At 70.2% G+C, this 24,678-nt stretch carries 22 protein-coding genes; 9 read left to right on the forward strand and 13 right to left on the reverse strand.

Going from position 1 to position 24,678, the window contains the following annotated elements; all coding sequences use genetic code 11:
- The first annotated feature begins 145 nt into the window (after positions 1–145).
- Positions 146–1,240, forward strand: coding sequence for a hypothetical protein (locus INT51_RS17200; RefSeq protein ID WP_193106566.1), 1,095 nt, complete (start codon positions 146–148; stop codon positions 1,238–1,240).
- Between the two features lie 187 nt (positions 1,241–1,427).
- Here the strand turns inward: INT51_RS17200 and INT51_RS17205 are convergent, their stop codons facing one another.
- On the reverse strand, positions 1,428–1,895 hold the full coding sequence (locus INT51_RS17205; protein WP_193106567.1) for a DUF3817 domain-containing protein: 468 nt from the start codon (positions 1,893–1,895) through the stop codon (positions 1,428–1,430).
- Between the two features lie 104 nt (positions 1,896–1,999).
- Between INT51_RS17205 and INT51_RS17210 the strand changes: the two genes are divergently transcribed.
- Positions 2,000–2,650 (forward strand): GPP34 family phosphoprotein, encoded by a 651-nt coding sequence (locus INT51_RS17210; RefSeq protein WP_193106568.1) that lies wholly within the window; start codon positions 2,000–2,002, stop codon positions 2,648–2,650.
- A 12-nt stretch (positions 2,651–2,662) separates the two neighbouring features.
- On the opposite strand, the gene hrpB is transcribed toward INT51_RS17210, so the two are convergent.
- The 5 genes from hrpB to INT51_RS17235 all read right to left on the reverse strand — a co-directional run bounded on the left by hrpB (position 2,663) and on the right by INT51_RS17235 (position 8,465).
- Positions 2,663–5,239: an ATP-dependent helicase HrpB gene (gene hrpB, locus INT51_RS17215; RefSeq protein WP_193106569.1), complete on the reverse strand. Its 2,577-nt coding sequence runs from the start codon at positions 5,237–5,239 to the stop codon at positions 2,663–2,665.
- Between the two features lie 108 nt (positions 5,240–5,347).
- Positions 5,348–6,220: a hypothetical protein gene (locus INT51_RS17220; RefSeq protein WP_193106570.1), complete on the reverse strand. Its 873-nt coding sequence runs from the start codon at positions 6,218–6,220 to the stop codon at positions 5,348–5,350.
- A gap of 65 nt (positions 6,221–6,285) precedes the next feature.
- Positions 6,286–7,077 carry a WXG100 family type VII secretion target gene (locus tag INT51_RS17225; RefSeq protein ID WP_193106571.1) on the reverse strand — a complete coding sequence of 264 codons (792 nt, stop codon included), beginning with the start codon at positions 7,075–7,077 and terminating at the stop codon, positions 6,286–6,288.
- 129 nt (positions 7,078–7,206) lie between these two features.
- Positions 7,207–7,869 (reverse strand): hypothetical protein, encoded by a 663-nt coding sequence (locus tag INT51_RS17230; protein WP_193106572.1) that lies wholly within the window; start codon positions 7,867–7,869, stop codon positions 7,207–7,209.
- 32 nt (positions 7,870–7,901) lie between these two features.
- Entirely contained in the window at positions 7,902–8,465 is a 564-nt protein-coding gene (locus tag INT51_RS17235; RefSeq protein WP_193106573.1) for a hypothetical protein, read from the reverse strand.
- Positions 8,466–8,637: 172 nt separating this feature from the next.
- On the opposite strand from INT51_RS17235, the gene INT51_RS17240 reads away from it, so the two are divergent.
- A complete protein-coding gene (locus INT51_RS17240; protein ID WP_193106574.1) occupies positions 8,638–9,432 on the forward strand; it encodes a type II toxin-antitoxin system HicA family toxin in 795 nt (264 codons plus the stop codon).
- Between the two features lie 238 nt (positions 9,433–9,670).
- Here INT51_RS17240 and INT51_RS17245 read toward each other — a convergent pair whose 3' ends face one another.
- Positions 9,671–10,324, reverse strand: a complete 654-nt coding sequence (locus INT51_RS17245) for a MerR family transcriptional regulator (protein WP_193106575.1) — start codon at positions 10,322–10,324, stop codon at positions 9,671–9,673.
- A 94-nt stretch (positions 10,325–10,418) separates the two neighbouring features.
- Between INT51_RS17245 and INT51_RS17250 the strand changes: the two genes are divergently transcribed.
- Entirely contained in the window at positions 10,419–10,910 is a 492-nt protein-coding gene (locus tag INT51_RS17250) for a DUF2306 domain-containing protein (protein ID WP_193106576.1), read from the forward strand.
- Here the strand turns inward: INT51_RS17250 and INT51_RS17255 are convergent.
- Complete coding sequence (locus INT51_RS17255; RefSeq protein ID WP_193106577.1) at positions 10,903–11,535, reverse strand: DUF4352 domain-containing protein; 633 nt, start codon at positions 11,533–11,535, stop codon at positions 10,903–10,905. The genes INT51_RS17250 and INT51_RS17255 overlap by 8 nt on opposite strands.
- Positions 11,536–11,858: 323 nt before the next feature.
- On the opposite strand from INT51_RS17255, the gene INT51_RS17260 reads away from it, so the two are divergent.
- Entirely contained in the window at positions 11,859–13,667 is a 1,809-nt protein-coding gene (locus INT51_RS17260) for a BCCT family transporter (protein WP_193106578.1), read from the forward strand.
- A gap of 79 nt (positions 13,668–13,746) precedes the next feature.
- Here the strand turns inward: INT51_RS17260 and INT51_RS17265 are convergent, their stop codons facing one another.
- Together INT51_RS17265 and INT51_RS17270 are read right to left on the reverse strand one after the other, a co-directional pair.
- Complete coding sequence (locus INT51_RS17265; protein WP_193106579.1) at positions 13,747–14,727, reverse strand: bile acid:sodium symporter family protein; 981 nt, start codon at positions 14,725–14,727, stop codon at positions 13,747–13,749.
- 43 nt (positions 14,728–14,770) lie between these two features.
- Positions 14,771–16,288: a glutamate-cysteine ligase family protein gene (locus INT51_RS17270; protein ID WP_193106580.1), complete on the reverse strand. Its 1,518-nt coding sequence runs from the start codon at positions 16,286–16,288 to the stop codon at positions 14,771–14,773.
- Between the two features lie 166 nt (positions 16,289–16,454).
- Here INT51_RS17270 and INT51_RS17275 point away from each other — a divergent pair, with 166 nt between their 5' ends.
- Positions 16,455–17,246: a hypothetical protein gene (locus INT51_RS17275; RefSeq protein WP_193106581.1), complete on the forward strand. Its 792-nt coding sequence runs from the start codon at positions 16,455–16,457 to the stop codon at positions 17,244–17,246.
- A gap of 21 nt (positions 17,247–17,267) precedes the next feature.
- Here INT51_RS17275 and INT51_RS17280 read toward each other — a convergent pair whose 3' ends face one another.
- The gene (locus tag INT51_RS17280; RefSeq protein WP_193106582.1) at positions 17,268–18,275 is read right to left on the reverse strand and encodes a phosphotransferase enzyme family protein; all 1,008 of its coding nucleotides are present in this window, start codon (positions 18,273–18,275) and stop codon (positions 17,268–17,270) included.
- A 72-nt stretch (positions 18,276–18,347) separates the two neighbouring features.
- Positions 18,348–19,871 (reverse strand): OFA family MFS transporter, encoded by a 1,524-nt coding sequence (locus INT51_RS17285; protein WP_193106583.1) that lies wholly within the window; start codon positions 19,869–19,871, stop codon positions 18,348–18,350.
- 178 nt (positions 19,872–20,049) lie between these two features.
- Here INT51_RS17285 and INT51_RS17290 point away from each other — a divergent pair, with 178 nt between their 5' ends.
- Positions 20,050–20,949 (forward strand): DUF817 domain-containing protein, encoded by a 900-nt coding sequence (locus INT51_RS17290; protein WP_193106584.1) that lies wholly within the window; start codon positions 20,050–20,052, stop codon positions 20,947–20,949.
- On the opposite strand, the gene INT51_RS17295 is transcribed toward INT51_RS17290, so the two are convergent.
- Positions 20,927–22,279 (reverse strand): MFS transporter, encoded by a 1,353-nt coding sequence (locus INT51_RS17295; protein ID WP_193106585.1) that lies wholly within the window; start codon positions 22,277–22,279, stop codon positions 20,927–20,929. The two genes, INT51_RS17290 and INT51_RS17295, sit on opposite strands and share 23 nt — an antisense overlap.
- Before the next feature lie 338 nt (positions 22,280–22,617).
- On the opposite strand from INT51_RS17295, the gene INT51_RS17300 reads away from it, so the two are divergent.
- Both INT51_RS17300 and nadA read left to right on the forward strand, forming a co-directional pair.
- Entirely contained in the window at positions 22,618–23,313 is a 696-nt protein-coding gene (locus INT51_RS17300) for an NUDIX domain-containing protein (protein ID WP_304502233.1), read from the forward strand.
- 28 nt (positions 23,314–23,341) lie between these two features.
- Positions 23,342–24,676 carry a quinolinate synthase NadA gene (gene nadA / locus INT51_RS17305; RefSeq protein WP_226985865.1) on the forward strand — a complete coding sequence of 445 codons (1,335 nt, stop codon included), beginning with the start codon at positions 23,342–23,344 and terminating at the stop codon, positions 24,674–24,676.
- Positions 24,677–24,678: the final 2 nt, after the last annotated feature.

Consider the following 24,678-nt stretch of genomic DNA (forward strand, 5'->3'; position numbering starts at 1 on the left):
CACGAGATGCGGCTGGACTCCCTCGGCAGAGGCCGCGCGGCAACCGGAACCGAGAACCCGGTGCCCGTCGAGGAAGACCCGGCCGGAGGGCATCCGCCCGTCCGGTCAGGAGGCCCGCGAGGGCCGACATCGGAAGGCCGTTCCCATGGACCCCCACCACCCCACCGACCTCGACCAGGGCCCCGGCGGCACCGAGGCGGAGATCGCCGCGACCTGGCGCGATCAGCTGATCGAGCTGGACCTGCCGGGCGTCGGGGCGATCACCGCCTGCGCGGATCCGGGGCTGTTCGTCGATCCCGATCCCGTCGCTCCGGTCGCCCCGGAGGAGACGCGCGGCACGCAGAGGGACGAGGCGGCCCAGGAGACCTACCGGCGCCGTCAGCCCACCACTCCGCCGGAGCCGGAGATCGTGCGCGCGACCCTGCGGGACCGGGGGCCGCTCGAGCTCGAGCACACCTGGCTGGTACTGCCGGCCCTGGGCCCCGTGCTGCCCACGCTGAGACCCGACGGAGCAGTCGTCGCGGACCTCAGCGGCCGCGAGGCTCCGTACGACGTGCGCCCCGACCCGACGGTGACGCCGGCGGTACCCAGCCGTGAGGGCGTGCGGGCCGGGGCGCCGATCGAGGGGCTTCGCCAGCCCGGACGACTGCCGCATGTGAGCTGGTTCCGGCGGCCCGTCGTCGCCGCGGCGCTGCGGGAGCGCGGCGGCATGGTCGCGCTCGGCGCTCTCGTCGGCCCGCAGCGCTCCTGGTTCGAACCCGCCGTCGCCGCCCGCGAGGACCTGCTCGCGCCCCACCGCGACCAGGCGCTCGAGCGCGCTCTCCACGTGGCCCGCGAGCAGGGGCAGAGCGCGGTGATCCGGTTCGGCCCCGGCGGTCTCGACGTGTTCCCCACCGGCGTCGACCCGCGGGTGCCGGCGCTGGAGGGTTTGGAGCTGCTGGTCACGGCGCGTCCCGCGCAGTGCCCGCTGCAGGGCCGTGATGGGGACGGGCCCTGCCGTCCCCACGGTGGGCCGTGGATCCGTCGGGCGCACGACGCGCAGGTGGACTGGGAGGCTCGTCGCGCGCAGGCGCTCGCTGTGCAGGGGTGCGGGGTGTGCTTCGGGGAAGCGCTGCCCCCGGAACCCGATCAGCCGCAGGTCCCGCAGCTGGCGCGGAGGGCCCCGGTGGTCGACATCAGCAGGCTCCATCTTCGCGGCGGCGAGGTGGTGCGGATCGACCCGATCGCACCTCCGCGGTGACGTGCCTGCAGGGACCGGCCCGCGACGACCGGCCCGCGGCACGTATCCAGTGGCGTCAGGTGATCAGGCAGCCCCGAATATGGGGTTGCCTGCACGCCTCGCGCCACTGGCGACGGTAGGACGCGGGACGGTTGATCGACGGCTGGTCAGGTCCCGCCTCAGGTCACGCGCGGAAGGTTTCCTCGGGTCAGGAGAACCACTCCGTGGGCGGGCCCAGGGACAGCAGCACCGAGAACACGATCGCGACGACGACGATCGCGATCAGGGCGGCGGGGATCGGACGACGCAGCGCGAGGGCGACGATCTTCTCGGGCGCGGTCCGGCCCGGCTCCGTGCGCAGCTGCCACGTGTGCCCGAGCAGGCCGCGGCGCATCGCCGAGCGTTCGAAGGGCACCGTCATGTACGGGACGATCGCCGAGCCGATGCCGAGCACCACGTCGCGGAGCGTCCAGCGCTGATCGACCGCGACCAGCACCGTGACCACCAGGTAGCTGAGGAAGGTGAAGCCATGCAGACCACCGCCGATGCGCACCAGCAGCTCACCGGCCTCCAGCACGTACTTCACGAACATGCCGGCCAGCAGGAGCGTCCAGGTGACCATCTCGGCGAAGGCGAGCACCCGGTAGAGGCGAGATGGGGTCGAGATCAGAGGCATGGCGTCATCGTGTCACGGGGGCCTGAGGAGGGCCCGACCGAAGACGGACACGTACCGGCCGAACGGATGATGTCCTGGCGGGGCCGCTGCGGCACCGTGGGGGTATGACGACCACCACCACGATCCCCGGGGAACTGTTCCTGCTGCTGACCAACGATGCCGGCCGGCAGGATTCGACGCAGTACCGCAAACAGGCGCTCGCCGCTGCGGCTGTTGCCGAGCTCGCGCTGCGCGAGAAGGTGGCCCTCGACGACGAGCGCAACCCGCACGTGGAGGTCCTCGACCCCGCTTCGACGGGCATCCCCGTGCTCGACCAGTCCCTCGGCGCGCTCACCGAGCTCTCCCGCACCCGCATCAAGTCCGTGATCTCCCACCGGTGGATGGACCTCACCGAGGTCATCGGCGAGGGCTTCGCGGCTACCGGCGCGGTGGTCCGCAAGGATGGCTGGTTCACGACCACCTGGCCCACCCGCGACGACACGCTCGAGGCAGGCCTGCGCGCCCGTCTCGCCGGTGCGGTCACCGACGGCGCGCAGGCGAGCCTGCAGGACTGCATCCTGCTGGAGCTGCTGCGCGCGCTCGGCATCGCCCATCGGATCCTCAAGGACGATGTGCCCGGCATGAGCCGCCGCGACCTCGACCGCACCATCACCCAGCTCGATCTCGATCACCCGGCGGCGACTGCCGTCAAGAAGGTGATCGACGACATGACCGCGGTGATGCTCACGACCACGGTGGCCACCACGACGACCTGACGACCTGACGAGCTAACGCCGTGAGGGGCGCTTCACGCGAGCGGTCGCGGGGGCGCTCCACGGATCCTCGGGCCAGGGGTGCTTGGGATAGCGCCCGCGCATCTCCTTGCGGACTTCCTGGTACGGCCCGTTCCAGAAGGACTGCAGGTCATCGGTGACCGCGAGCGGCCGACGGGCGGGCGAGAGCAGGTGGAACAGCACCGGCACCCGGCCACGCACCAGGCGCGGGGTCTCCGCGAGACCGAACACCTCCTGCAGCTTCACCGCGACCACGGGCCGGCCGTCCTCGGCATCCGGCTCGGGGTAGTCGATGCGTGCGCTCGAGCCCGACGGCACCGCCAGCCGCTCCGGCGCCAGCGCCGCCAGCTCGGAGGCCGGGGGCCACGGCAGCAGGTTCCGCAGGGCGGTGGTCACGTCGATCGTGGTCAGCTTCGTGGTGCGGGCCGACAGCTGCGGGGCCAACCAGGTCTCCAGGCTCGCCAGCAGGGACTCCTCGTCCATCGAGGGCCACGGGTCACCCAGCTCGCGGCGGATCAGGGCCAGCCGTGCCCGCAGGGACCGGGCCGAGTCGCTCGCGGGCAATGCCGTGAGGCCGCGGGTGCGCACATGCGCCAGGACGGCGGGGACGGTGTCTCGTGCGGTCGCGGGGACCGGCGTCGAGAGTAGCTCGATCGCCCCGAGGGCGCGCCGCTCCCGGGCGCGCACCGAGCCGTTCTCCAATGTGGCGGTGCGCTCTGTGACCAGCAGGTCCTCGCCGGTGGCCAGGGCGTCCTCCTCGGTCAGCGGCGCGGCAGTGCGGATCACCGCGCCGGTGCCGTCGGCCGCATGCCCCTCGGCCCGCTGCACCTCCCACACCGCGAGCCACTGCCGGCCCACCAGGCCGCTGGTCTCCGGCAGCGCCGCCCGGGTGCCCGAGGCGAGCAGATAGGAGCGGGATCCGTCGGCGACGCGGCGGGCGATGCGCTCGGGGCGGGCCAGGGCGAGAACGGCGCCGGCTTGCTCCGCGGGGTGCGCCGCCTCGACCCGCCTGCCGCGGCCCGAGGACTCGACGACGGCCTCGCGGGCGATGCGGGTCAGGCGGTCCCGCTCGCGCTTCCAGCGATCGGCGCCAGGGGCGCGGCCGGCGCGGAGGTCCTGCAGCAGGCGGGGGAGATCCGCGCCGACGGGCCGGTGATCGTCGGAGACGGCGGCCACCACCTCGGCGGTCTGACGGGCGGCGTCGGAGCCGGGCAGGCGGCGCGCACCGTCGACCAGGGCGCGGGCCTCGCGCACCCCGATCGGCATCCGTGCCACCCGGGTGCCGGAGTCCGTCGGGAGGCCGTCGTCGCCCACCAGGCCGAGGGCGTGCAGCGTCTCCTCGGCGGCGGTGATCTCGGCGCGCGGCGGGGGCGTGAGCAGGGCCAGGCCGTCACCGCGGGGCGTTCCCCAGCAGGCCAGCCACAGTGCGGCGTCGGTGAGGTCGGCGCTGGTGATGTCGGGGGCGGACTGCGCCGGCATCCCCGCGAGGTCGGACTGGGCGAAGGCGCGCACCGCGCGGCCGGGGCCCTGGCGGGCGGCGCGACCGGCGCGCTGATCCGCCGCGGCGCGCGAAGCGCTGACGGTGACCAGGCCCGACATGTCGCGGCCGCGATCGCGGCGCACCTCTCGCGAGAGCCCCGCATCGACCACCAGATGCACTCCGGGCACGGTCAGGGAGCTCTCCGCGATCGATGTCGACACCACGATCCTCGGTGCCTCCCCGGGCCGGCGGCCACCGGTCGCGCGGTCCTGCTGCGCGGCGGGGAGACGGCCATGCAAGGCCAGCACCTCGACCTCCGCGCCGATGAGGCCCTGCAGGCGCGAGACCACTTCGTCGACCTCGCGGGCGCCGGGCACGAACACCAGGGCATCCGTGCCGGACTCACGCTGAGCGCGGGCGGCGGTGCGAGCCAGGTGGTCGAGGTAATCGCGGGTGATGCCGCGGGCGTCGAGCCGCGGCGCGGGGGAGGGGACGTAGGAGACGGTCAGCGGGTGCAGGGCGCTGGGGACGTCCACGATCGCCGCGCCGTCCAGCACGGCCGCTACCGCAGCCGCGTCCAGCGTCGCGGACATCGCCCCGACCAGCAGATCCTCCCGCAGTTGCCGCACCTCGGAGAGCATCCCCAGCAGCAGATCGGTCTCCAGCGAGCGTTCATGGACCTCGTCGAGCACGACGGCGGCCACGCCCGTCAGCGCGGGATCGGCGAGCAGCCGCCGCAGCAGCACGCCCGGGGTGAGCATCTCCAGCCGGGTCGAACGTCCCACTTCCCGCTGCCCGCGCACGGTGAAGCCGACCGGGCCGCCGAGCTCGGTGCCATCCAGGCTCGAGACGCGCCGCGCTGCCGCCCGCACCGCGACCCGGCGGGGCTGGGTGACCAGGGTCAGGCCGTCGACGAGGTTCGCGACCAGGGGCGGGACCAGCGTCGTCTTGCCGGTGCCAGGAGGGGCCGTCACCACCATCGACCCGGTGGTGGCGGCGGCCTCGAGCTCGGCGCGGGCGTCGGCGACCGGCAGCCCAGCCCCGATGGCGTCGAGGTCGAAGTGGTGAAGGGAGGGTTGCGGGGCGCGCATCGCTCCATCATGCCGCGTCGACGCGGGCGCGTGCTCCGGCCGACGGGGCGCCGACGCGGCGACGGGCGCAGTGCCGTCTCGACGTCCGTCAGGGGTGGTCGTCCGGTGTCAGCCCTTCCCGTCGGAACCCGGGTGAGCGCTCGCAGCGAAGTCGTCGTCACTGGAGACGAGGAGCATCAGGGTCTCGAGGAGACCCTGCGAGGAGAGCTCTGCGGTCCGCAGTGCCTCGGGCTGACCGTCGTCGTCCAGAACCGGCTCGCTCATGTGGAATGAGTCGCTGGTCGCGTGGAGGTTCACGGTGGCCAGCAGTCGGCCGCCGGGTCCGCTGGCAGTGGCTCGGGTGAAGACGCGCGTGTCGTCAAGGAGGTGCTCGCCGACCGGGAACGAGCCGTCGGCGGCAAGGGGCAGCAGTGACTCCTCACCATCCGTATGAGCGACGCCGTGCGGGTCGATCAGCTCAGCGAGGAGCGGGCCGATGGCCGGGACCGGCAGCACGGCGAAGGAATGCACCCCTTCGGGGTTCACGTACTCCTCGAGGGCGATGCCGGGCGACTGGTGGTAGTAGTACCGGCGGCTGCGGTGGAAGGTCTCCTCGATGCTCACCGACCGTTCGACCACGGTGACCTGCTCGGCGGAGCGCCGCAGCAGCAGGATCCCGGCCAGGCGCGGCTCGGGCACCAGGCGCGCGGGATCGCCCTCGACCTCGCGGTCCTCGAGCGGGGCGGCGTACCCCTCGGGCACGAGATTGTTCCGGGCCAGGAGGATGCGACGCACAGAGGGGAGCGCGCTCTCGAGGTGGTCGGCGTGCTCCTCGGACCAGGGGGCCCAGACCGTCGGTCCGCCGTCCGTCTCGGCGGTCAGGACGGCCAGCTCCTCGTCGGTCAGGCGGAGCAGCTCGGTGCGTGCAGACTCGCCCTGTCGCAGGAGCGACGCAGCGCTCAGCAGGTCGCGTCGAGGGATGGGCATGGACGATGCGGTCATGATGGCCCCTCCAGGGCGTTGTGTTGGCGTGCCGTCTCAGTCGGAGTGGCGAGCTGACGGGGAGCTCAGACTCCGAGCCAGGGGTAGGCCCCGGGGCCCCAGGTCTTTCCATCGGCCCAGTCGTCGGCGGCGTCGGCGAACCCATCCCAGACTTCTCGGGAGAGGTCGTAATCGAAGAACTCCTCGCTGACCCAGTCGGCGATCCCCGCGACGTCGCACACGGCGCCGAAAATCACTGTGGCGGGGTGCGGGACCGATCCGACCAGCCCACCGAGCGCGGTGAAGAACTCGATCGGATCCTTGGCGGTGACCATGTCGTATATCCCCAGCGGGATGTCCACGATCGGGACCAGTTTGGCGATCCGCTTGATGCCCTTGCTGTTCATGAGTCTGCCGAGATCATCGGCGATCCCGGAGTTCTTCCACCAGTCGGTGAGTTGGTCCGCGCCCTCACGCAGCGCTTTCCAGTCGATCTTCCCGCTCGTGATGCCGTTCCACAGCTTCTCGACGGTCTTGGCGATGATCGACAGCGCGGCCTTGCCGTTGGAGTAGATGTCCTTCAGAGTCTTCAGCAAGCCGTCATCTGCTGACGAGGCGTCGTCTTGCTCCACTGCGTGATCACGAAGGTCGCGGCCCATGGCTTCGATCGCGTCGAAGGTCTCCTTCGCCCGGGGGCGGATCTCGTCCCAGAAGGTGGCGTCGAACGACTCGAAATCCTTGCCCTTCCAGTGGTCCTTGATCATCATGAGGTCCCACTGGATTGAGTTGATCACCGCTTGGATCGCGTTCGACCTGCGATGGAACTGTATATAGAGGTCGGTCATCTGCTCAGTGTCACCACCGTAGAACCCGGTCATATAAGTACTTTCCCTTGGTGAGCGGATCCGGTCGCGGTCCGGCTCGCGGTGGTGTCTCCACGTGTCAGGTGGAGGGTATTCGGACGACCGCAGGTGACGCGATGGGGAGAACTCCCCACTCGTGCTGCGTCACGGCCTCCAGTCCGGGCGCATCCCGGGCACCGAGCGCTGGGCCATCCGCCCGATCCCCTCCAGTTCGCTGACATCGAACTGCTCGGACCATCGAGCCAGATGGGCGGGGCAGCCGGAGCGTTCGAGGCTCTCCCTCAGGTGGCGGGCGATCTCGGGTGCCCGGCGCGACGCGAAGACGACGATCCCGCGTCCGGGGGTCGGGGGGCGGAGCCTCCGGCCCGCGTCAGACGCCCTATCGGGACCCAGGAAGGTGACGGCGAGGTCCGCGCCGCCGCTGATGTGCCAGTGGGTGGAGATCGTGCGGTACGGCAGGCTGCGCAGCGAGTCGATGTCCTCGAACACCCGGATCGTCGCGGGGTGGATCTCCCCGAACCACATCTCTCGCGGACGTCCACCCATCCGTCCAATGCTCACCCCGTGGTGGTAGATGCGCAGGGTCGCCGAATGGCTCCAGACCTGCCAGGCCAGCACAGCAACGGTGAGCACGAATCCGGCGGGCACGCTCAGCAGGAGGAGCCACGGAAGATCACGGAGCAGTCCGGCCGCGACACCCGCGCCGATCACCAGCGGACCGAGGGACAGCATGAACAGCACATGCAGCACCGAGACGGACGTTCGGTAGGAAGCGAGCGAAGGACCGAACAGGGGATGGGGTGGCACGCGACGATCCTGCCATGTCGCGTTCAGCGACTTCAGTTGATGAGGTCGAACTCGACCTGGTCCGTGTCCTGGCAGACGCTGGTCACGGAGATGGTCCACTCGTCGATGGTGGCGGTGTCGCCGAGGGTGATGTCCTCGAGTGGTCGCGGTTCGCCGTCGCCGAGGGTCGCGGTGAGCTGGGCGTCGTCGCCTGTGATGCCCGTGGCGTGGATCGTGAGGGTCTCCCCGGCGCGTTCGGGCAGGTCCGGTGTCGCGGCACCGCCCACCTCCGCGAAGTAGGCACCCTCGCCGGAGCAGGGCTCGGGAGCCTCGAAGTCGTCCGGCGGAGGCGTCACGGGGTAGGGGTCGCGCGGTACAGCGACGGCGGTCTTCCCGCCGGCGTCGGACGCGTCGGAGCTGTCGACGGTCGCCTCGGAGTCACGGTCGGGGCCGCCGTCGGAGGCACCGCCGGCATCGGAGCCCTCGGACGCCGCAGGCGTGGCGTCGGACGCGGAGTCGTCCCCGCCGCTGCAGCCCGCCGCGAGCAGAGAGATTGCGAGCAGTGCGCCGGCGAGACGAGCGCGGGACAGGCGATGGGATGTGGCGCTGGAGGGCACGTGATACCTCACGGGTAGGACGACGAGTGCGGCGCCCACGCTACTGGACCGCTCCGCGCGTGCCACTATCGGGGGTGAATCCGGAATCAGAGGGGAAGGCAGGCGAGGCATGGGCAGCAGGAGGAGCCGACGGTCGCGTCCCGCATCTCCCACCCCTACCCCTGCCTCGCCGATGCCGCCGACTCCGAAGAGCCTGACCGGGCTCACGGATCCTGCGCGCGCGGTCCGTCCCGTCGATTGGGCCGCGACCGGCCGTCGCGCCCCCGGATCGTCGACCGGGGAGGCCGCACCCGCCGCACCCGCCGCATCCGCCGCAGCGGACGCGCCCGAGCCCGCCGGGCACGGATCCCCGTCGGACGTGCTCCCGCACCGTCGGCCTCGTGCCCCCGAGCCACCGCGGTCGCTGTCGGTGCCGCCACCGGACGCCGTGCACACCATCGCCTCCGAGGATCCCCGCCCCCTCCCGCGGCCCCTCCAGGTCGTCGATGAGCAGATCCGCACCGTCGGCGTCACGGGGCTGACCACCGCGAAGATCGTGCGCGTCGTCGCCGACCCGGAAGATGCGTGGACGGCCGACGCCGGCAGCAGCGACCATTTTCTGCGCGGCGGGATCGTGGTGCAGGTGCGCCGGGCGGACAACTCGGTGATCGGGGCGTTCTCCACCCGGTACGCCCTGTCGGTGCGTCCCGAGGACTACGAGCCGGCGCTCGACATCGCCGAGGATGCCGCCGGGCCGAGCGCGCGGGGCGGGAAGGGGACCCGGCATCCCACCACGCGGCGAGAGCTGCTGCGGCGCATGGAGTCGGCGGGATTCGTGGTCACACCCGGCTCGACGCACGGTCGGGTGACGCATCCGGATCATCCGGGGCTGGTGGTGCCGTTCGCGTCGACGCCGTCGGACAGGCGGTTCACGCGGCATGCCGTGGCACAGATCCGGCGGGTGTTCGGGATCGACCTGCGGCACTGATCACCGATCGGGCGCGCGGCATGAGCGCGAGGTGGCATGTGGATGCGGCTCGCGCACGTCGTCCTTCGACCCCCGGACAAGAAAGTGCCCCGACCCGTCCCCACGGGCCGGGGCCATCCCTTTCCCCCGCGCCCCCGGATCAGCGGAATCCGCCTCCTCCTCAGTCAGCGGATCCCTCCGGTGACGCGTTGGTACGAGTAGACACGCACTCCCGGAAAAAGCTCTGCGACAGCCCTGTTCATTCCCTGGGAGTCGCGCTGGCCTGCACACTCAGGGAGACATGGCCCAGCGCGCGCAGCACCTGGATCAGTCGGTCGAAGGCGATCGTGCCCGCCACCGCGCGCAGCACCACCGCGTCGTCCGAGAAGGGCTGTGCGGCGTCCGTCCCGGCGCTGAGGTAGGCGAGATCGCCGCGCGCGATCTCGGCCATCGGCTCGGCGTAGCGCATCAGCAGATCCGGATCCGAGGGCATCTCCCAGCCGTCCAGGGTGTGGAGCAGGTCGTCCAGCGCACGACGCGGAACGGAGTCGACCTGGGGCCATCCCAGTCGCGTCAGCATCACGGCGACCGACGGGTGCTCGGAACGCGCCGTGGTCCCCTCCGGGCGCTCCGCGTCGGCGCCGAGAGCGATCGTCTGCGCTTCCTCGAGGGCCCGGATCAGGGGCTCGTGCGGGTCATCGAGCAGCGCGGTGAGGCGACGGATGCGGGCGATCGGGGCGTCGGCCATCTCGCGCAGCACCTGGATGAGCTGCAGTCTCTCCAGGTGGCGGGGCCCGTACTCCTGCCGGGTGGCGGTCAGGCGCTCGCCGGCAGGCAGCAGGCCCTCGCGTCGGTAGTACTTGATCGACGCCGCGCTGCATCCGGTCGCGGTCGCCAGCTCGTGCAGAAGCATGGGTGCCTTCTCTCGCGCGAAATCCCTGGATAGTGCGACGACCAGCAACTATCTTGATGGCGCCACGGTAGATAGTCGCACTATCGTACAGCGCATGGACACCATCGCCCCGGTTACCCCAGTCATCGTCGTCCATGCCGTCGCCGCCCTGTACGTGCTGATGCTGGGCCCGTTCCAGATCCTGCGAAGGCGACGGGATCGCGCCCACCGGCTGCTCGGGACGACCTGGGTCGCGGCGATGCTGGTGGTGTGCTTCTCGAGCTTCGGCATCATGCCGGGCGGGTTCTCGTGGCTGCACGGGCTGTCGATCTGGACTCTCCTGTGCCTCGTGTTCGCGATCGCCGCGATCCGCCGCGGCAACGTCCCGACGCATCGGGGCTTCATGGTCGGCTCCTACCTCGGCACGCTCGGGGCCTTCGCCTTCGCCGCCCTGGTGCCCGCGCGGCTGATCCCGCAGCTGCTGCGCAGCGAACCCCTCGTCGTCGTCACGACGGTCCTCGCCGTGGGCGCCACGGTCGCCGTGTTCGCCCTGCTTGCGCTGCGAGCGCCCGCGGCCGAGGCGGCACGCCGCGAATCGGTCAGTTGACCGGGAGGCCGACTTCCTCGCCGCCGGTGCCGACGGGGTCCGTGTAGCTGACCGACTCGATCACGACGTCCTCGGCGACGTCGACATAGAGAGCCGCAGTGGCCTTCTCGCCGGGCTCGAGCTGCGGTCCGCTGGTCGAGAAGCTCGCATAGCGCAGCGCGTACGTCGTCCCGTCGGAGCCGTAGACCACGAAGTTGTCGCCGGCCAGTCCGTAGGTCTCGGTGCCCAGGTTCTCGATGGTGAGGGTGATGCGAACGAACTTGCCGTTCTCCGTGGTCAGCTGCTCGTCCTCGGTGTCGAGAGTGGTGCCCTCCTCGAGGGGTTCGGTGCTGATCGTCAGCGTGCCCTCCGACGGGGGGTCGAGCGTAGGTCCTGGGGGTTCGTCGGTCGGGTCCTCGGAGGGTTCCTCAGTGGGCTCGTCCGTCGGGTCCTCGGTCGCGGTCTCGCTGATGCTCGGATCCTGGGTCGGCTCCTCGGCCGGCTCGCGCGTCAGGAGGAAGACTCCGACCCCGCCGGCGGCCAGGACCAGCACCACGATCGCAGCGCAGCCGCAGGCCAGGGCGATGTACAGCGGCGAGCGGCTCTTCCTCTGCGGGGCGCCGGGGGCGCCGTAGGGGTTGCTCATGGTGGGACCTCCAGGTCAGAGCGCTCGGTGAGTGCATCGTCGTACGGGGAATCGCGGCAGATCGGGGCAGATGGGGAGAGAAAGGGCGAGTCGCCGTGCGGTCCACGCTATCGCCGGGCTCCACCAGGGCGCGATGGGGAGAAGTCCCCGTCGAACGTCGTCGGTCGGCGCGCCGCGCGACCCGCGCGAGGGTCTTGAGATGGAGGATGGTCAGTGCGCATGATGTACTGCCGTCACGGAACACCCATCGAGAAGGCCTCAGCCGGCGGAACACGATGCGCACGATCTGATCGACCGGGGCGACACGACGAGGAGTCGAGACAGTGCTCAATCGATTGCACGATGTACTGCGCCTGCGCACATCGCCGGTGATCTTCTTCAGCTCGGCGGCGATCATCATCGCCTTCGTGATCGGGACGATCGCCTTCACCGACCCGCTGAACACGGCCGTCTCCGCGGCGTCGGACTGGTTGCTGACCAACCTCGGCTGGTTCTACATCCTCGGCGTGACGGTGTTCCTGGCGTATCTGATCATGATCGCTGTGGGCCGTTTCGGTCGCGTGAAGCTGGGCCCCGACGACGAGCCGCCGGAGCATTCGGGCGGGGCCTGGTTCGCCATGCTGTTCGCCGCCGGAATCGGCTCGATCCTCATGTTCTGGGGCGTCGCCGAGCCGATCAGCCACTTCGGTGACCCGCCGCGCGCGACGACGCTCGGCATCGAAGGGGGAACCTGGAGTGCGGCGCAGGACGCCATGAACTTCACGTACTACCACTTCACGCTGCACACCTGGACGATCTTCACGCTGCCCGCGCTGTGCTTCGCCTACTTCATCCACAAGCGCAACCTGCCGCCGCGCGTGAGCTCGATCTTCCAGCCACTCCTCGGCGAGGGCATCCACGGCCCGATCGGCAAGGCCATCGACGTGGTCGCGATCGTCGGCACGGTCTTCGGCATCGCCGTCTCCATCGGCCTGGGCACCCTGCAGATCAACGGCGGCCTCAACCAGCTGCTCGGGGTTCCGGAGAACGCCGGGTGGCAGCTGATCATCATCGGTGTCGTCACCGGTCTCGCGCTGATCTCGGTCTCGCTCGGGCTCGACAAGGGCATCAAGATCCTCTCGAACTTCAACATCGTGGCGGCGATCCTGCTGCTGCTCTTCGTGCTGGTCGCCGGCGGGTCCACGCTGTTCGTCCTCAAGGGCACCATCGAGTCCTTCGGCAGCTACCTCGTGAACCTGCCCGAGCTCGCGCTGTGGAACGACACCTTTGCGAACACCGGCTGGCAGAACACCTGGACCGTCTTCTACTGGGCCTGGACCATCACCTGGTCACCGTTCGTGGGCATCTTCATCGCCCGCATCTCCAAGGGCCGCACGATTCGTCAGTTCGTCGCCGGGGTGCTCGCAGTGCCCTCCGCGTTCTCCGTGGTCTGGTTCGGGATCTTCGGGTTCTCCAGTTTCAACATCGAGATGAACCTGCCCGACGGCGACACCGAGAACAGTCTGGTCCAGCGTGTGGTCGAGGACGGCGATATCCCCGGCGCCCTGTTCGCCTTCCTGGACCACTATCCGGCCTCGTTCTTCATCTCCGCGGTCGCGATCCTCCTGGTCGTCATCTTCTTCGTGACCTCCGTGGACTCCGCGGCCCTGGTCACGGACTCGATGGCCAACGGGCATGAGGACTACAACCCGCTGGCCCAGCGCATCTTCTGGGGTCTCGCGATCGGGCTCATCACTGCGACGCTGCTGGTGTTCTCCGGCAGCGGTGGTCTGGAAGCGCTGCAATCCACGATCATCCTCGTCGGCCTGCCGTTCTTCGTCATGGCCTTCTTCCAGATGTACGCCCTGTACCGGGCGCTGCGGGAGGACGCCGGCGAGCTGCCCCAGATGCGCACCCGCGAATGGGCGCAGGTACTGCCTCCCGAGGAGTACGAGCGCCGCGAGGAGGACGAGGAGTACGACACCGGGGGCTATGTCGTCGAGCCCACGTACACCACCGAGATCCCGGTCATGCGCGACCCCTACGAGGAGGAGTGCGAGGCCGTCGACGGTTCCGACCACGGAACCCTGTCGGCGCGCACCGGCACCGCGCGGGCCGATCTGCCGGAGGACGGTCGCTCGGAGTCCCGCTGACGCAGAGCGGCACACGACAAGGGCCGACGCACCGCTGCTGGCGGTCCGTCGGCCCTTGTCGTGCATCGACAGGAAGAGGTCAGCGTGCGTCTGACTGATGCGTGTCGGAGCTGCGCCGGTAGTACATGGCCAGCATCGCTCCGGAGAGGTTGTGCCAGATCGAGAAGATCGCGCCGGGAAGGGCGGCGGCTGGGCTGAAGGCGCTCGCGGCGAGCGTCGCGGCCAGGCCCGAGTTCTGCATGCCGACCTCGATCGACGTGGTGCGCGAGGCGCGCTCGCCCTGCTTCAGCAGGCGGGCGAGCCAGTACCCGGCAAGGTAGCCGATCCCGTTGTGGAGGACCACGGCGAGCAGCACCAGCGCACCCGCGGAGACGATCGCCTCCGTGGAGCCGCTGACCACGGCGATGATCACGAGCGAGATCCCGGCGACGCTCACCCAGGGCAGGGCCGGCAGGATCCGGGTGACGAGGTTGCCGAGCAGCAGCCGGACCACGAGCCCGCCGATGACGGGGATCAGCACCATCTGCACGATCGACATCGCCATGTCACCGGCAGCGATCGGCAGGTACGAACCTGCCAGCCACAGGGTCAGCAGCGGGGTGAAGATCGGAGCCAGCAGCGTGGAGATCGACGTCATCGTCACCGACAGGGCGGTGTCGGCCCGCGAGAGATAGGCGATGACGTTCGAGCTGGTCCCACCCGGGGCGCAGCCCACGAGGATGACGCCGACGGCGAGCTCCGGCGGGAGCTGCAGGAGGACCGAGATGCCCAGGCCCACCAGCGGCATGATCACGAACTGGGCGATGATGCCGAGCAGCACCGGCAGCGGCCGACGGACGACCAGCGCGAAGTCGGGGATCGTGAGGGTGAGCCCCATCGCGAACATGATGACGCCGAGGAAGATGCTGGTCAGTGGCGCGATCGCCTGGCCCGCGGAGGGCACGAAGAACGCGAAGGCGGCCGAGGCGAGGATCAGCGCGGGGAAGACGGTCACCGCGATGCGCGCGGAGCGGTCCTCCTTCGAGAGGGCCGGCTTCGTGGGGGTGGGGGCGTGGGTCATGGAGGGAAGGCTACGACCGCTCCCGCGATGCGAGACAGCTATCTCAGGATTCGGATGCTCGGGGGCTTCGTGCTTGGCGGGCCGGCACCGGCCAGGCGTGGACCGGCTCCCCGGAGTCCACCCCTTCCCGGTACAGGCGGGTCATCTCCGCGAGGGCCTCGGGACGGCTCGCTCCGCGCAGCTCGAGGGACGTGACGGTGTCGATCTGCCAGCGGGCCCCGTTGCGCCCGGTGCGGGTCCGCTCGGTGAGGAGATTGCCGTAGTGCTCGGCGATGTCCGCGTCCGCCCCCAGCTCCCGCAACCCGTCCATGGCCTGCGGGATCAGCTGATCGCGCAGCAGATCCGCCACCCGGACCCGGCCCACCTTCGGCCAGCGCACGCGCGCTTCGAGGCCCCAGCGGGCGCACTGCTGGAACGACTCGTCGGCCTGCTCGAAGCTCATCCGGGACCACAGCGGCCGACGTTCGTGCACGAGCGCGTGGATCAGGCCGTAGAAGAAGGCAGCGTTCGCGGCCATATCCGCGGCGGTCGGCCCCGCCGGCAGAAGACGATTCTCCAGGCGCAGGTGGGGCACATCGGTGCCGGGGTCGTAGATCGGGCGGTTCCAGCGCCACACGGTGCCGTTGTGGAGCATCAGCTCGTGCAGGCGCGGGGAGGAGCCCTCGGTCAGCAGCGGCTCCTCGGTCATGTCCCGGGACTCCGGGATCAGCGCCGGGAACAGCCGCACGTTCTCCTCGAACAGGTCGAACATCGACGTGATCCAGCGTTCGCCGAACCACACCCGCGGGCGCACCCCCTGGGTCGCGTACTCCGGGGGCCGCATGTCCAGGGCCTGTGTGAACGTCGGGATCCGGGTCTCGTGCCAGAGCCGCTTGCCCATCAGGAAGGGCGAGTTCGCGGCGAGGGCCACCTGCGGGCCGGCCATCGCCTGCGCCGCGTTCCAGGCCGCGGCGAACTGCTCCGGTGGGACCTGGAGATGCAGCTGCATCGAGGTGCAGGCGGACTCCGGGGCGATCGAGTCGAAGGTGGTGTCCAGGCCCTTGCCCTCGCCGTCGATGCGGAGATTGATCTCCTCGCCTCGGGCTTCCATGACGCTGTTCTCGAGCGCCTCGTAGCGGGCGCCCGGCGCACGCCAGTCCTCCCCGTCGAACAGCTCCTCGGTGATGGTGGGGAGGTGGCCGATGGGGATCACCCGGGCGCCGTGGCGCTGAGCGGCGGCATCCGCGCGGTTCATCTTCTCGGCCAGGTCGGATTCGAGATCGCGGATGCCGGTGCCGGTGGGGCGCGAGACCGGCAGGTTCGCCTCGAGGTTGAAACGGCCGATCTCGTGGACGAAGTCCTCGTCGTCCAGGTCCTCGAGGATCGTGTCGACCAGCAGCGCCGGGGCCATCCCCTCGGTCTCGGCGAGGTTCATCTCCAGCTCGACGCCGACGGTGCCCTCGTCGATGAATTCGGCGGTGTCCAGGAACGTCTCGAACAGGTCGAGGTTCCGGCGCAGCTCCCGGCGATAGCGGGTGCGCTGGGAACGGGTGTATGCGGTCGTACCGATCTCGCGTCCCATGGGACCTCCGGGTGGTGACGGGTGGTGCGGCAATCCAAGCACGGCGCGAGGGCCGCGGACGCCACACGTCGGGGAACGGAACAGATGGTCGGGTCGCCATCCGCCCAGTGCTGTCCGGCGAAAGAATCCAGATGCCCCGCGTACGAGGGCGGACTACGGTCGAATCATGGATACCCAGGGACCTGCCGGCTTTCCTCTGCGCCTGCCGGAGGTGCATATCGAGCCCGTGGCGACGAGCACCGCGGAACGCGTGACCTGCGACGAACTCCCATGGTGGTTCGTCATCCCCCGGGAGGGAGAGGTCTCCGCCGCAGGCTGGTACGACAGGGCGACGTCCATGCTCACCAGTGTGCGAGAGACGGTCGAGCCGGTGGCTGCGATCCCCGGCCGCGATGGGGAGGTCGCGATCGCGATCGACGAATGGACACCCGGCACTGGCGCGGCCTCGGACTGGGGCCGACGACGGATCGAGATGACCGCCAGGCTCGGACCGGAGCGAGCCGAGTTCCTGAGCGTGACCATGGACGGGAATCTCACCGACGCCACCGATCCCCACTTCGCCCGGAGCTGGGGCGATACCGGGTCGCGGGTCATCACCGACTCGGGGCGACTTGTTGCGGAAGGGCCCCGCGCGTACCGGAGTCGCCAGGACTCGGGACGGAGCGCCGAAGTCGTCGAGCTGACCGTGGACGGGACCGCGTTCCGCTGCCTCCGGGTCCTGGATCTGGAGCCTGGGTCGGAGCCCGACGAGATCGGCCAGCCGATCATCGACCTCGACAGCGGCCGCACGCTCGCCTACTGGCAGTACCGCCCGCCGCTCTGGGACGCCGACTCCTCGGCATGGCTCGAGGCGCACCCGCAGGAGGGCATCACCCTCGACGGCGTCGACTTCCAGCGTCGGAGCTGCACGGGACGGGACGAGATCGCGCTGACGGACATCGCCTTGGCCGAGCGCTGACCACGAGTCGACGACCCCGGATCACCAGGACCGACTCTGCAGCTCGTCCCGGGCGGCGACGAGATCGGCGAACTGACGGGCGCTGAAGGAGTCGTCCAGCCTGGGGTCGACGACCCCGTCCGCTATCCATCCGCCGACCACGTCGATCGTCTCCGCGCCGGCGTGCAGGGCGAGCAGGTCCGGCAGCAGTCGGCGTTCCTCGACGGTCAGGGTGCGGACCTCGTCGTACGCCTCGATCAGGGACCGGGCTGCGGGAACGTCGACGTGGTGCTCGGGATCGACGGCGAAGTTCCCGATCACTGAAGCCAGTTCGTAGGTCAGCAACGACCGCATGCAGTCACCGAAGTCGAGCAGCGCGACGATCCCGCCCTCGTCATCGAGCAGGAGGTTCCCGGCGTTCACGTCGTGGTGGACCATGCCCGACGGCAGGACTCCGGGGACTTCGTGCGCGGCACGGGTTCTCTCGCGGGCGTCGACGAGCGGTTCGAGCATCGGAGCGAACACCGGATGCCGATGCGGATCGGACGCGAGGAACGACCCCACGGCGACCCAGGGGACGCGGGCCGGGGAGCGGCGGCCGGGGAGCTCGGTGCCGTGGAGGAGCTGGTGCATCTTCGCCACGAGCCTGGTCGCTCCGCGCCCGATCTCCTGGTCCATCGAGCCGTAGCCATCGGCCAGCGAGGCCGGGTGATGGCCCGGGACGAAGGGCCAGAGGGTGGTGGGGGCGTCGTCGACCTCGGTCCAGAACGTTCCGTCCGAGCGGTTGGGCAGCGGGGCCGGGGTCGGGAAGCCGGCGCGGGCGAGGGCGGCCGATGCCGCGAGCTCGAAGTCCAGCTCCTCCGTCGGGCCCGTCGGCCGATGGCGGCGCACCACCCAGGTGTCGGCAGGCTGCTCTTTCGCCGACCTGGTCGGGACATCGACCCTCCACACATCGGTCGATTCCCCGTGCTCGAACCGGGTGGCGACGGCTCCGGTGGGGTCGATGCCGCGAGCGCTCAGAAGATCGGCCCACGAGCGGGGGAGGTCCATGGTGCGAGGCTCCATCAGCCGGCGCCCGGGGTCAAGGAGATTCTCGGGCGCCGGCGACTCAGGAGGTGACCATCAGGCGGTGAACAGGGCCACGGCGCGGATCGCGGTCTCGACCAGCCCATAGGCCAGTGCAGCGACCACGATCGCCGCGAGGATGAGCGCCGCGATCCGGTGGCTGGCACCGGCCGCCTCGTGCGCTGCGGCGCCACCGTTGCCGGTGATCGCCTCATGAGCGCCTGCGCGATCGGCCTCCGACTTCTTCGAGACCACGGCCTCGTCCTCGAAGTGCCTGTCGCTGACCTTGCGGATCAGCAGGTTCGCGACGAAGCCGACGGCGAGGATGCCCGCCATCAGCCACATCGAGAGCTTGTACAGGTCCATCCCGGAGTGCCCGGCCGCGGCCTGGGACTCGACGATGCTGTTGACCAGGAGCGGGCCGGCGATGCCCGCGGCCGCCCAGGCGGTGAGCAACCGGCCGTGGATCGCGCCGACCTGGTACACGCCGAACAGGTCCCTCAGGTACGCGGGGACGGTCGAGAACCCGCCGCCGTAGAAGGAGATGATCACGAGGGCGGAGAGCACGAAGAGTGCCAGCGAGGAGGAGCCGACGGTCGCGATCACCACGTAGAGGATCGCGCCGACGCTCAGGTACAGCGCGTAGTTGAGCTTCCGGCCCAGGTAGTCCGAGGTGGTGGACCAGATGAAGCGCCCGGCCATGTTCGCCAACGACAGCAATCCCACGAATCCGGCGGCCGCGGCGGCGGCGATGCCGAAGCCGTCGGCGACCATCGGGGCGGCGTTCTCCAGGATGCCGATGCCGGCGGTCACGTTCGTGAACAGCACGACCCACAGCAGCCAGAACTGCGGCGTGCGGATCGCCTGCTTCGCGGAGACGGAGCCGGTGGTCTGCGCCGGGTGGTTCGCGGCCTTGGCGGCATCGAACCCGGTCGGGGCCCAGTCCGGGTGCGGCAGGCGGATCACGTACGCACCCAGGGCGATCGCCAGGAGGTAGCAGGCCCCGAGCGTGAGGAACGTCGGGGTGAGGCCGGCGACCAGCTGCTCCGGGGCGGGCCCGCCGCCGTAGAGCGCCATCAGCTTGTTCGAGGCGGGGCTGGCGATGAGCGCGCCGCCGCCGAAGCCCATGATGGCCAGGCCGGTCGAGAGCCCCGGCCGGTCCGGGAACCACTTCATGAGCGTCGAGACCGGGGCGATGTATCCGATGCCCAGCCCGATGCCGCCGATCACCCCGTAGCCGAGATACACCAGCCACAGCTGCCCGCCGGCGATGCCGATCGCGGAGACCAGGAAGCCGAGCACCCAGAAGGCGCCGGCGGCGACCATCGCCATGCGGGGGCCGACGCGCTCGACCCAGGTCCCGGCGATCGCCGAGGAGATGCCGAGCATGGCGATGGCGAGGGAGAAGATCCAGCCGACGGCGACCTCGCCGGCCGCGAAGTGGCTCTGGAACGGGGACTTGAACACGCTGAACGCGTAGACCTGGCCGATGCACAGGTGGATGGCCAGGGCGGCCGGGGGGATGAGCCAGCGATTGAAGGTCGCCGGCGCGATGATCGCGGTGCGGTCGAGGACGGACATGGAGCCTCCGGGGAGAGATGAGGGCCTCGGCGATGATGCCCACGGGTGAGGATAGGGTTTTCCACCGGTACGGCGAAACCTGAGCCCCGCCAGGCTCCCCCTTCTCCTCACAACTTCTGCCCAGCCCCCGCCCACGAATCCCGCGGAATGTGCCTCTGACGTGCATAGGGTCGTGAGCATGAATCATGGTCGCCGGGTATTCACCCCGCTCGAGGAACGCCTCGACGCCTGGGCGCACCGACGCTCCCAGGATCTCGCGGCCGATGCCGGGCCCCTGCGTCGCGCCCTGCTCGAACTCGTCGTGTTCACGGCGAAGCAGGCGTGGGCGTGCCTCTTCGGAGCCTCGATGCTGGTGATCCTCGTGCTCGCGCGGGTCCTCTACCCCGACGACGCCCTGCTGGTGCGCAGCGATGCGCTGGTGCTCGCCGCTGTCGCGGTGCAGGTGCTCATGCTCGCGCTGCGGCTCGAGGGCGGCCGGGAGCTGTGGGTGATCATGCTCTTCCATCTCGTGGGAACCGTGATGGAGGTGTTCAAGACCCACGTCGGCTCCTGGGCCTACGAGACCGACGGGCTGCTGCGCATCGGGGCGGTGCCGCTGTACTCCGGATTCATGTACGCCGCCGTCGGCTCCTACATGGTGCGCGTGTTCCGGCTCTTCGACCTGCGTTTCACACGCTATCCGCCGTTGTGGGCGACGATCCTGGTGGCGGCGGCGATCTACCTGAACTTCTTCAGCCACCACTATCTGCCCGACGCCCGTTGGGTGCTTCTGGCCGCGGTGGTGCTGCTGTACCTGCGGTGCGTCATGTCCTTCCGCAACCAGCGCACCGGGCCCAGGCGCCGGATGCCGATCCTGCTCGCCTTCCTCGGCGTCGCCTTCTTCCTCTGGATCGCGGAGAACGTGGGCACCTGGGCGGGTGCGTGGATCTATCCGCACCAGGCCGCAGGGTGGGAGCTGGTGCCGCTGACGAAGTTCGTCTCCTGGCTCCTGCTGATGATGATCTCCGTGGTGCTGGTGACCTTCGTGTACCGGCCGCAGGGCCCCGACGAGGCGCTCAGGACTCGCCCGGACGACTGAGAAGGACGGCGTCGGCGTCGTCGGCGCCTCCGCGCGGCGCCTGCCGTCGAATCTCCCACCCGGCGGCCACGGCCGCCGCCAGAGTCACCGCTGACAGCGCCACCAGCACGACGCCGGGATGCCACCACGCCTGCGCCGTCCAGGTGCCCAGCGCTGCGGTGGTCAGTGGCACGAAACCGCCCACGGTCGCGGCCACCGCGTAGCCGAGGGAGAGCGCGGTATAGCGGAAGCGGCCGGGAAAGAGGTCGCTCATGAGGCCGCCGAGCGCCGCCCAGGACATGGTCGGCAGGATTCCGCCGACGACCATCAGCGTCACCAGCACCCCGAACTCGGCGGACTGCAGCAGGAAGTACAGCGGGAAGGCGATCAGCGCGGTGCCGAGCGCGCCGATGCCGACGACGAGTGCGGAGCTGGTACGCGCGGCCAGGGCCCCGAACAGCGGGATCGTGACCAGCTGCAGCAGTGCCCCGATCGTCGCCGCCGTGAGGAGCTGCAGGTACGGGTAGCCGAGCACCACGGAGCCGTAGTTCATCGTGTACGTGTTCATCAGCGCGTAGGAGCCGATGCCCAGCTGCGCGGAGCCGATCGCGATCAGCAGCGCGAGCGGCCGGGCCCGGAACATGCTGCGCACGGGGTGCGGATCCCGCTCGCCCGCACGCGCGAGCTCGGAGAACACAGGGGTCTCGTCGATCGCCCGGCGCAGGTAGAGCGACACCGCCAGCAGCGGGATGGCGAGGAAGAAGGGCACGCGCCAGCCCCAGTCCTGCATGGCCTGCTCGGGCAGGGCGAAGGACAGCACGATGAACACCGCGGCCGAGAGGATGGAGCCGATCGGCGAGCCGAGCTGGGGGATCGCTGCGTAGAAGGCGCGCTTGAGGGGATGGGCGTGCTCGGTGGCCAGCAGCACCGACCCGCCCCATTCGCCGCCCAGCGATATGCCCTGCACCAGGCGCAGCACCACCAGGCCGATCGCGCCCAGCCAGCCCGCCTGCGCGTACGAGGGCAGCACGCCGATGAGTCCGGTGGCGACGCCCATCAGGGTCACCGTCCACAGCAGGGTGGTGCGTCGGCCGAGCCGGTCGCCCATGTGCCCGAACACGAGCGCGCCGACGGGACGGATCACGAACGAGACCGCGATCGTGCTGAACGAGGCCAGCGCGGCCCCGGCCGCGCCCAGGGGTTCGAAGAACAGGGGGCCGACGAAGAACGCGGAGAAATACGCGAACAGGTAGAAGTCGAACTGCTCGAGCGAGGTGCCGACCATCGACGCCCAGGCGATGCGCCACGGTGAGCGACGGCCGGAGGCCCGGGGAGGGACTGTCGTGGTCATGGGATCTCGCTTCCTACTGCTGCGCGGTGCCTGTGCACGGCGCAGTTCACCCTAGGCAGTCCCCGCCCGGCGCGGGTGAGCGGAGCGACGGCCATCACAGCGAGCGAGGGCGGTGGCGCGTTCGGTGCCCGTCCGCGCCATCGGCGGCGTGGTCGAAGGGCGCCTGGAGAGCGGCATGGAGAGGTGCAGGGGAGGCGAACTCGGGTGGCAGTTAAAGTCATCCGGGCCGTGACCCCGATCACACGACGGCGTCACACCATCCACTTCTGGTCGAACTGAGCCTAATGTCCTCGGCACCAGTAAAGGTCCCGACGACTTTAACAGGAGGTGTCTTCGTCGTGAGCGTCCCGAACGCCCTGGCCACCCTCGCCGTCTCGACGGTCATCTTCGTCCTGCGCCCGCATCCCACCACCCGGCGCCTTGCCCTGTGGATCCCACTGGTACGCCGCATCCGTGACCCTCACCAGGGATTGTGGGCACTTCCCGGCGGTCCGCTGGCCCCCGATGAGGGGCTGGCCGCATCGGCCGCACGGAACCTGCGCGAGACCACCCGACTGACCCCGCAGTACCTCGAGCAGCTCTACGCCTTCGGTGGCCTGGACCGGTCCGACTCGGCCGACGAGCGCACCGTCTCGGTCGTCTACTGGGCGCTGGTGCGGCCCGAGGAGGCCGACGCCGGGGCGGCAGGCGTCAACGTGCAGTGGTTCGTCGCCGACGAGGTCCCGGAGCTCGCCTTCGACCACTCGCTGATCGTCGAGTACGCCCTGTGGCGCCTGCGCAACAAGGTCGAGTACTCCCGCATCGCCGCCGCGTTCCTCGGGGAGAGCTTCACGCTCGCCGAGCTGCGCGGTGTCCACGAGGCCGTGCTGCAGCGCACCCTCGACCCCGCGAACTTCCGCCGCCAGATGGAGTCCTCCGGGCGCCTCGTCGCGACGGACGCGTATCGCACCGGCGGACGGCACCGACCCGCCCGCCTCTACCGCCATGACCAGTCCATCCAGCTCGCCGACAACGGGCCCCTCACCGGCCGGTGACCGCCCTGATCCCCACGGAGACCACGACATGACCACTTCTGACCTCACTGCCTCGGTCGACCTGACCCTGCGCGACATCTCCACCGGCGCTGCCACCGGGAGCACCTGTTCCACGGAGCTGCTCGATGCCCCGTGGGACGTCGACGCCCGCGAGGCCGGGTACGGCCCCGGCGCCTCGATGGCGGATCCGGCCCCGGCGGAGTCCCCGCGGCAGGGGGAGATCCCTGCGCAGTACCGCGAGGCCGACCGTGAGGAGCTGGATCGCAGGATCCGTGCCGCGAAGGCGGAGCTCGGCGACCGCGTGGTGGTGCTCGGCCACTTCTACCAGCGCGACGAGGTCGTGCAGTACGCCGACTACGTGGGCGACTCCTTCCAGCTGGCCAATGCCGCGAAGTCCCACCCCGAGGCCGAGGCGATCATCTTCTGCGGTGTCCACTTCATGGCCGAGACCGCGGACCTCCTCTCCGGGCCCGAGCAGGCCGTGATCCTGCCCAACCTCGCCGCCGGCTGCTCGATGGCGGACATGGCGGACATCGACCAGGTCGAGGAGTGCTGGGAACAGCTGATGGAGGTCTACGGGGACGAGACGGGTGAGGACGGCGCCGATGACCCTGACGCTCTCGCGCCGGTCATCCCGGTGACCTACATGAACTCCTCCGCCGCGATCAAGGGCTTCGTGGGGCGCCACGGCGGCATCGTCTGCACCTCCTCGAATGCCGCGACCGTGCTGGAGTGGGCCTTCGAGCGCGGCCGCCGGGTGCTGTTCTTCCCCGACCAGCACCTGGGCCGCAACACCGCCAAGGCCATGGGGATCTCCCTGGATCAGATGCCGATGTGGAATCCGCGCCGGCCGCTCGGCGGGAACGACGAGCAGTCCCTGGCGGACGCGAAGGTCGTGCTGTGGCACGGCTTCTGCTCGGTCCACAAGCGCTTCACCGTCGCCCAGATCGACAAGGCTCGTGCCGAGCACCCCGGCGTGCGCGTGATCGTCCACCCCGAGAGCCCCATGCCCGTGGTCGACGCGGCCGACGAATCCGGCTCCACCGACTACATCCGCAAGGCCATCGAGGGCGCCACCGAGCCCACCACCTTCGCGATCGGCACCGAGATCAACCTGGTCCAGCGTCTGGCCGCCCAGAACCCGCAGCACACGATCTTCTGCCTCGACCCGGTGGTGTGCCCCTGCTCGACCATGTACCGCATCCACCCCGGCTATCTCGCCTGGGCGCTCGAGTCGCTGCTGACCGGCGAGGTCATCAACCGCATCACCGTGGCGCAGGATGTCGCCGACCCGGCGCGGTTGGCGCTGGAGCGGATGCTCGCCGCCAAGCCCGCCCCCGTGAGCACGACCTCGGAGCGCTGAGC

This window comes from Brachybacterium sp. FME24, from assembly GCF_014897705.1.
Lineage (GTDB): Bacteria > Actinomycetota > Actinomycetes > Actinomycetales > Dermabacteraceae > Brachybacterium.